General features: G+C 73.5%; 4 protein-coding genes and 1 pseudogene. 1 reads left to right on the forward strand and 4 read right to left on the reverse strand.

Annotated features, from left to right (window positions below; translation table 11 throughout):
- Positions 1–629: pseudogene (locus GTW43_RS08530) on the reverse strand (hypothetical protein); the annotation flags it as partial.
- A gap of 145 nt (positions 630–774) precedes the next feature.
- On the opposite strand from GTW43_RS08530, the gene GTW43_RS08535 reads away from it, so the two are divergent.
- Positions 775–1,359: a TerD family protein gene (locus GTW43_RS08535; RefSeq protein WP_161301029.1), complete on the forward strand. Its 585-nt coding sequence runs from the start codon at positions 775–777 to the stop codon at positions 1,357–1,359.
- 93 nt (positions 1,360–1,452) lie between these two features.
- On the opposite strand, the gene GTW43_RS08540 is transcribed toward GTW43_RS08535, so the two are convergent.
- From GTW43_RS08540 to GTW43_RS08550, 3 genes are all read right to left on the reverse strand, one after another.
- Positions 1,453–3,561, reverse strand: coding sequence for a restriction endonuclease (locus GTW43_RS08540; protein ID WP_161301030.1), 2,109 nt, complete (start codon positions 3,559–3,561; stop codon positions 1,453–1,455).
- 195 nt (positions 3,562–3,756) lie between these two features.
- Positions 3,757–5,712 carry a TIGR03960 family B12-binding radical SAM protein gene (locus tag GTW43_RS08545; protein ID WP_161301031.1) on the reverse strand — a complete coding sequence of 652 codons (1,956 nt, stop codon included), beginning with the start codon at positions 5,710–5,712 and terminating at the stop codon, positions 3,757–3,759.
- Between the two features lie 41 nt (positions 5,713–5,753).
- Complete coding sequence (locus tag GTW43_RS08550; protein ID WP_161301032.1) at positions 5,754–7,277, reverse strand: CYTH and CHAD domain-containing protein; 1,524 nt, start codon at positions 7,275–7,277, stop codon at positions 5,754–5,756.
- Positions 7,278–7,716 lie beyond the last annotated feature (439 nt).

Below are 7,716 nucleotides of genomic sequence, written 5' to 3' on the forward strand. Positions count from 1 at the left end.
ACGAGCGGCACGACGCACACCCAGCGCAGCAGCACACCGACACCACGCGCCACACCGGCCACGACCCACACGAGAGCCCGGCCCACCGGCGCCAGGACGTACTGCCACAGCGCCACCCACGGCCACACGAACAGGGCGAGGCCCAGCCAGCGCAGCACGGTCAGCAGCAGGCGTCCCGACGGCGCGAGCACGTGTGAGGACAGCCACACCGCCGGGGCGACGACCAGGGTCCGCCACAGCCGGCGCAGGCCGTGGCCGAGCGGGGTCAGGACCGACGCGTGGAGCCACCGGGCCGGCCCGACGAGGCACACCCTCACCAGCCAGGCGAGCGCGCGGCCGAGCAGGGTGAGCGGCCACACGAAGACCGCCCACAGGACCAGTCCGAGCCCGCGCCCGAGGGGCACGAGCGCCTTCTCGCCGAGGAAGCGGGCGGCCACCGCGAGCGCGTCCCAGACCAGCCGCACCGGCACCACGACGACGAGCGCCAGGACGCGCACGGGCAGCCGGATCGCGGTGACCAGACAGCCCTCGGGCTCGGGTCGCTGCGGCATGCGGGTACGGCCCGTGCCGTGCAGGTCGCGGCTGCCGCCCGTGCGGTCCGTCCGGTCCGTCCGGTCGATGGAGTCCATGCCTGCTCTGACGCCGTCGCGGGCCGTGCGGATGCACTCTTCGGCAACGGATCGGGGCGGTGGCTGACACCTGCGCAGGCGGGAACCATCCTGTACGGGTACGCGTTCGTTCTCAGAGACACATAATTCCGGAGGGGAACCCCGCATGATCACGCTCACGAAGGAAGACGGCCCGGCCGACCTGGACGGTGTGACGCACCTGTCCATCGGGGTGTCCTGGGACCCCACTTCCGGCAGCAGCGGCGGGGTCCTCGGCGCCCTGCGCCGCAAGCAGGGCACGGACCTCGACCTGATCGCCATCGCGATGTCGGGCGGCGACCCGGTGCGCCTGGCAGGCCTCGACTCACTGGACCCGATGGGCAACGGCTCGCTGGCGCACAGTGGTGACAACCAGACGGGCAAGGGCGAGGGTGACGACGAGACGGTCACCGTCGAGTTCGCCCGGCTCCCGCAGCAGATCACGTCGATCGTGTTCATCGCCGCGGCCTACAAGAAGGGCAGCTCGTTCCAGAAGGCGCGCAACATCAGCTTCAAGGTGTACGACGCGACGGGCGGCACGACGCAGCAGGTCGCCGACATCTGGCCGAGCCTGATGAGCAGTGACAACGGCTGCGCGGTGGCCAAGGCCATGCGCGTGGGCGCCAGCTGGAAGCTCGAGGTCATCAACACGACCGGCAAGATCAAGCAGGGCGACGAGCACGCCCTGATGCGCTTCGCCGCGAGCAAGTAGCAGTGAGCGCCCGGCGGTTCGCCTCCGCCGGAGCGCACACGGGGCGGCCGGTTCCTGGAACCGGCCGCCCCGCGCCGTCCGCCGCGCAGGCGTTCACTCCACCTCGATGCCGAAGTCCCCGAGCAGCTGCTCCAGGCCGCCCGGATAGCCCTTGCCGCCGAGGACGAAGTCCCAGTCGCCCGAGGGCCGGTGGCGGAACGAGCCGAGCACGAGGGCCGTCTCGCCGGCCCGCCCGTCGGACACGTCGAGGCGGCCCAGTTCGGCGAGCGCGGGGTCGAGCAGACGGATGCACGCGTCGGTGAAGCCCGACAGGTCGGCGTGCGGGTCCGTCTCCGGGTCCACGGCGGCCACCAGGACCAGCCGGTCGGCCTCGGCGGGCAGCGCGTCGAACGCGACCCGCAGGGCGGCCCTGTCCGGCGCCGTGGCATCGACCGCGCGGACCGAACCGTCCGGCGTCCGCTCGTTGTTGAAGAAGACGAAGTGGTCCTCGCTCAGGACGCGGCTGCCGCGGCACACCAGGGCGCACACGTCCAGGGCCACCCTGCCGGACCAGCGCATGCCGAGCACGTTGTGGTCACCGGACGCATCGCCGGAGGCGTCGCCGGACGAGGAGCCGGACGAGGCGTTGGACGAGGAGCCGGGGGCGGCCGGCGCGGGCCCGGCGGGGGCGGACCTGCCGCCGTCGCCCAGACGCCCGCGCAGCCCGTGCCGGTGCAGCAGGTCGACGAGCTCACCACCGGCGATCAGCTCCAGCGGCTTGCCCCGCACGAACGTGTGCGAGCCGGGACCGAACCCCGAAGTCGTCACGAGGACACCCTTGTTGGCGCCGCGGTCCTGGACCGTGCCGTACAGGTCGCGGACGGCGGTGGGCGGCACGGTGTTCCGGTACCGCTTCACCTGGACGACGATCTTGCCGCCCCGGATCGGGGTCGGGTCGAGCGCGTCGACGTCGACGCCGCCGTCGTTGGACCGCTGGGTGGTCACCGCCTCCATGCCCATCGCCCGGAACAGATCGGCGACGAGCTCCTCGAACGCCAGCGGGTCCATGGCGTACAGGTCCGGCTCGCCGTCGGCGCCGCCGTGCGTGACCACCCGGTTCCCGACGTCCTGCGGCTGCCGGTCGGGGCGGACCGCGGTCAGCTGGTCGGGGCGCGGCGAGAGCTGGCCGCGCAGGGCGTCGGTGAGGCAGCTGACCGGGTCCACCCGGGTCAGGTGCAGCGCGGTGAAGTCCGCGCGCCGGGCCAGGGCGGTGGCCAGGAAGATCTCGCCGCGGCGGCCGGTCGCCGGGTCGGGCGCGTCCACGAACCCGTTCAGCGCGACCGAGTCGAGGATGCCGTACTCGTCCGCGGCGAACAGCTGGTGCAGGACGAGCAGCACGCTCTGCGCCAGGACCTCCCGGTACAGGGCGCGCCGCTGGGTGACGGGGCGGGCGGTCTCCTTGTCCTGGTCCTGGGAGGGCACGTACCGCACGGCGCGGGCCTCGGGGACGACCTCGTAGGCGGGCAGCTCCCAGTTCAGGACGAGCTGCCGGGCCGCCGGGTCGAAACCGGCGCTGACCTGGCGGGGGAACCCCTCCGGCCAGGACGTCGACGCGTACAGGGCGGCCGAGAAGTACTCGACGACGGACTCGGGTTCGCCCCGGCGGACGGCGTCGGTGGCCTCGGTGACCGCCGTGTTGTGCCGGCGCACCTCGGCCTGCCGGTCCTCGGCGCCCCGCGCGTGCTCGCGCTGCGCCGCCGCGAGCTGCTGCTGCCGCTGCGCCTCGGCGGCCTGCGCGGCATGCCAGTCGCGCTGGTAGCGGGCCTGCGCCTCGGCCTGGGCCTGCGCCCGCCGGCCCGCGGTCCAACCACCCTGCGCCTGGTACTGGTTCGGGTCCGGCATCCGCACGGGCCAGGCGAGCCGGCCGGCGTCGAACGGCGGCACCTCCACCGAGCGCAGCAGGGCCGCGGCGGCGAACGGCGCAGCGGCGCAGCCCGCGCCGAGCAGTCCCTGGAGCGCCTCGACCTCCGCGTCGAGCTCCGCGGTGCGCCGGGCGGCCTCGGCCTGCCGGTACTGGCGGTACTCCTGGGCGGCGTGCCGCTGGTGGGCGCGGGCCCGCCGGTCCTCCTCGCGGCGCCGCCGTTGCTCGGCCTCGAACTGCCGCTGGCGCTGCCGCTGCGCCTCGGCCCAGGTGTTGACGAATCCAGCAGAGCGTCGACTCATGCGCTCAGGCCCTCCCCAGAACGTCGGCAGCGCCGACCGAACTCCGGCCGCCCCCACGACCGGTCGTGACCGACCGACTTTATCCGCCCCTCAGGGTCACCGGCATGCCGGAGCGGGATATGCGCCGCACCGGCGGCCGGACAGCACGCGAGCCCCCGCTCCGTCTCCGGAGAGGGGGCTCGCGCCGGACGGCGGCTACTTCACGACGGTGAGCGGCAGCAGCTTCTTGCCCGTGGGGCCGACCTGGATGGACGTGTCCATCGCGGGGCAGACACCGCAGTCGAAGCACGGGGTCCAGCGGCAGTCCTCGACCTCGGTCTCGTCGAGGGAGTCCTGCCAGTCCTCCCACAGCCAGTCCTTGTCGAGGCCCGAGTCGAGGTGGTCCCAGGGCAGGACCTCCTCGTAGGTGCGCTCGCGGGTCGTGTACCAGTCGACGTCGACGCCGTACTTGACGAGCTCCTTGTCCGCGCACTGCATCCAGCGGTCGTACGAGAAGTGCTCGCGCCAGCCGTCGAAGCGGCCGCCGTCCTCGTACACGGCGCGGATGACGTCGCCCATGCGGCGGTCGCCGCGGGACAGGAGGCCCTCGACGATGCCGGGCTTGCCGTCGTGGTACCGGAAGCCGATGGAGCGGCCGTACTTCTTGTCGCCGCGGATCTTGTCGCGGAGCTTCTCGAGACGGGCGTCCGTCTCGGCCGCCGACAGCTGCGGGGCCCACTGGAACGGCGTGTGCGGCTTGGGCACGAAACCGCCGATGGAGACCGTGCAGCGGATGTCGTTGGACCCGGAGACCTCGCGGCCCTTCTGGATCACGTTCATCGCCATGTCGGCGATCTGCAGGACGTCCTCGTCCGTCTCGGTGGGCAGACCGCACATGAAGTACAGCTTCACCTGACGCCAGCCGTTGCCGTACGCCGTGGCGACGGTGCGGATCAGGTCCTCCTCGCTGACCATCTTGTTGATGACCTTGCGCATGCGCTCACTGCCGCCCTCGGGGGCGAAGGTGAGGCCGGAGCGGCGGCCGTTGCGGGTCAGCTCGTTGGCCAGGTCGACGTTGAACGCGTCCACGCGGGTCGACGGGAGGGACAGGCCGATCTTGTCCTCCTCGTACCGGTCCGCGAGGCCCTTGGCGATCTCGCCGATCTCCGAGTGGTCCGCGGAGGACAGCGAGAGCAGGCCGACCTCCTCGAAGCCGGTCGCCTTGAGCCCCTTGTCGACCATCTCGCCGATGCCGGTGATGCTTCGCTCCCGCACGGGGCGCGTGATCATGCCGGCCTGGCAGAAACGGCAGCCGCGGGTGCAGCCGCGGAAGATCTCGACGGACATCCGCTCGTGCACCGTCTCGGCGAGCGGCACGAGGGGCTGCTTGGGGTACGGCCACTCGTCGAGGTCCATGACGGTGTGCTTGGACACGCGCCACGGCACGCCCGACCGGTTCGGCACGACGCGGCCGATGCGGCCGTCGGGCAGGTACTCGACGTCGTAGAACGCCGGGATGTAGATGCTGCCTGTGCGGGCGAGGCGGAACAGGACCTCCTCGCGGCCGCCCGGACGCCCCTCGGCCTTCCACTGCCGGATGATCTCCGTCATGTCGAGCACGGCCTGCTCGCCGTCGCCGATCACCGCGGCGTCGATGAAGTCCGCGATCGGCTCGGGGTTGAACGCGGCGTGGCCGCCCGCGAGGACGATCGGGTCGTCGAGCGTGCGGTCCGCGGAGCGCAGCGGGATGCCCGCGAGGTCGAGCGCCGTCAGCATGTTCGTGTAGCCGAGCTCGGTGGAGAAGCTCAGCCCGAAGACGTCGAAGGCCTTGACGGGGCGGTGCGAGTCGACCGTGAACTGCGGTACGGAGTGCTCGCGCATCAGCGCTTCGAGGTCCGGCCAGACGCTGTAGGTGCGCTCGGCGAGGACGCCCTCGCGCTCGTTGAGCACCTCGTAGAGGATCATGACGCCCTGGTTGGGCAGACCGACCTCGTAGGCGTCCGGGTACATCAGCGCCCAGCGGACGTCGCAGGACTCCCACGGCTTGACCGTGGAGTTGAGCTCTCCGCCGACGTACTGGATCGGCTTCTGCACATGCGGGAGCAGCGCTTCGAGCTGCGGGAACACAGACTCGACCGCTGTGGGCGCCGCGGCGGCGGCTTCGGCAGGCATAACCGTGGACCTTCGTGAGCTGACAGGGGTGACCCTCAAGCCTAACCCGCCGCGAGACGCGGCTGAGCCGCGTCGGCCCACACACCCGGCAGCTCGGCCTCCCGCCGCGCCGCCGTGGCCTGCTCGTACCCGTGGAGCAGGCCCCAGGTGAACCCGTTCTCCCCCGCCGCGTGGGCCTGCATCGCGAGATCGCGCAGGGCCTCGCGTGCGACGACGCTGTCCTGGTGGTCGCCGAGCACCGTCTGCACGTCCTTCATGCTCCGGGCGAAGCGGCGGGCCTGCTTGCCGAGCGCGGGCACCGCGGTCTCGCCCGCGTACCGGGCGCGCTTGGCGGCCTTGCGGGCCTCGTGCAGGGCGAGGTCGCGGTCCGGGCCCGGCTCCAGGGCGAGGGCGTGCTCGACGTGTGCGGCGAGCCGGGCGTGATCGCGCAGCGCGGCCTCGGCCAGCACCTCGGCGGCGGGGCGGGCGGCCCGCTTCCGGCGCAGCGGCGGGTCGGCGAGCAGCGCGTCGAGTCCGTCGAGCAGGGCCAGGTACCGCTTGCTGTCGAGGACGGCGACGGTGTGCCGGCGCGAGCCCTGGCGGCGGGCGACGGCCCAGGTGCGCAGCCGGCCGCGGACCGGGCCGAGCAGCAGGTGGCGCGGCAGGGCGTCGATCCGGCCGGTGATCCGCTCGGTGAGCACCTCGCGGTCCCGGTCGATGCCGAGCTCCCCGGCGAGCCACTTGAGCTCGTCGCCGAGCGGCCCGGTGACGCGGGGGTCGAGGAGCTTCCTGTACGTCTTGAACGCGCTGCGCAGGCGTCGCGTCGTGACCCGCATCTGGTGCAGGGCGTCGGGCAGGTCGCGGCGCACGTCGGGGTCGAGGTCGACGAGGGCGTCGCGCTGCGCGCGCAGCCGGGCCAGGACATGGGCGCCTGCGTCGGTGCCGGGGTCCTCGGCGGCCGGGCGGGGCACGGGTGCGGCGCCGGTCTCCGCGAGGGCGCGGGCCAGCTTCGAGGAAGCGGCGGAGCGGTGGACACCGGCCTTGCGGAGCCGCTTCTCGACCTTGGTGAGGAAGGCGGGGTCGCCGCCGTCGGCGAGCTCGACCTCGATCTCGGTCCAGGCGGTGGCGCGCTCGCCGTCGGCCCGCTCGGCGCGCACGGCGTCGACGCTGACCTCGGCGAGCAGGGTGCCGTCCGCGCCGGTCAGTTCGGTGACGTCGCGGGTGGACAGGAGGCGGACGACGGGGACGAGGGCGTCGCCGCGGACGCGGGAGCGGACGAGCCCGGCGAGGGCGCGCGGCACGGCCGTACCGGTCAGCGGGGCGCGCACCTCGTCGCGGACGCCCTCGCTCAGGGCGACGGGGAGCTTGAGGTGCCAGCCCGCGTCGGCGCCGCCGGTGCGGCGGCGCAGGGTGATGCGGGCGGCGGCCAGGCGCCGGTCGGCGGTGTCGTAGTAGACGGCGTCGAGCTCGGTGACGCCCTGGGGCACGGTGGCCTCGACGCCGGGGACCTTGCGCAGGTCGGGCAGCCGGAAGGGCTCGTCCGGGGCGTCGTACTTCCGCTCGATCTCGCGCTTCGTCTCCGCCATGAACCGAATCTAATCGCCCCCTCCCCCCACGGAAAGAGCCCCGGTCGCGGCGAACCGCGCGAGCGACCCGACGAGGCATCACCCGGGCGACGACACCGGTCCCCGACGGCGGGCCGTCGCGGCCCGGGACGGCGGACTGCGCCCGACGCCGGGCCGAACGCCCCGGAGGGGGCGGGTGGGCGGGATCAGGCCCCGGCCACGACGCACAGAGCCCGGACAGGCCACCCGCCCGCGGCAACGACAGGGCCGACACGAGCGCTCAACCAGGGCCAGCCGCTCGCCCCGGGCCCGGCCAGGACACGGCGTGCCCGAGCAAAACGGACTGCGCCCGGCCCCGGGCCGAACGCCCCCGAAGGGGGCGGGTGGGTGGGATCAAGGCCCGGCCACGACGCGCAGGGCCCGGACGGACCACCCACCCGCGGCAACGACAGGACCGACA

The sequence above is a fragment of the Streptomyces sp. SID5785 genome, from assembly GCF_009870065.1.
Lineage (GTDB): Bacteria > Actinomycetota > Actinomycetes > Streptomycetales > Streptomycetaceae > Streptomyces.

Bases quoted from the DNA above. Each gene is read 5' to 3' on its own strand.
- GTW43_RS08540 (WP_161301030.1), bottom strand. From the start codon at position 3,561: ATGAGTCGACGCTCTGCTGGATTCGTCAACACCTGGGCCGAGGCGCAG.
- GTW43_RS08545 (WP_161301031.1), bottom strand. From the start codon at position 5,712: ATGCCTGCCGAAGCCGCCGCCGCGGCGCCCACAGCGGTCGAGTCTGTG.
- GTW43_RS08550 (WP_161301032.1), bottom strand. From the start codon at position 7,277: ATGGCGGAGACGAAGCGCGAGATCGAGCGGAAGTACGACGCCCCGGAC.
- GTW43_RS08535 (WP_161301029.1), top strand. From the start codon at position 775: ATGATCACGCTCACGAAGGAAGACGGCCCGGCCGACCTGGACGGTGTG.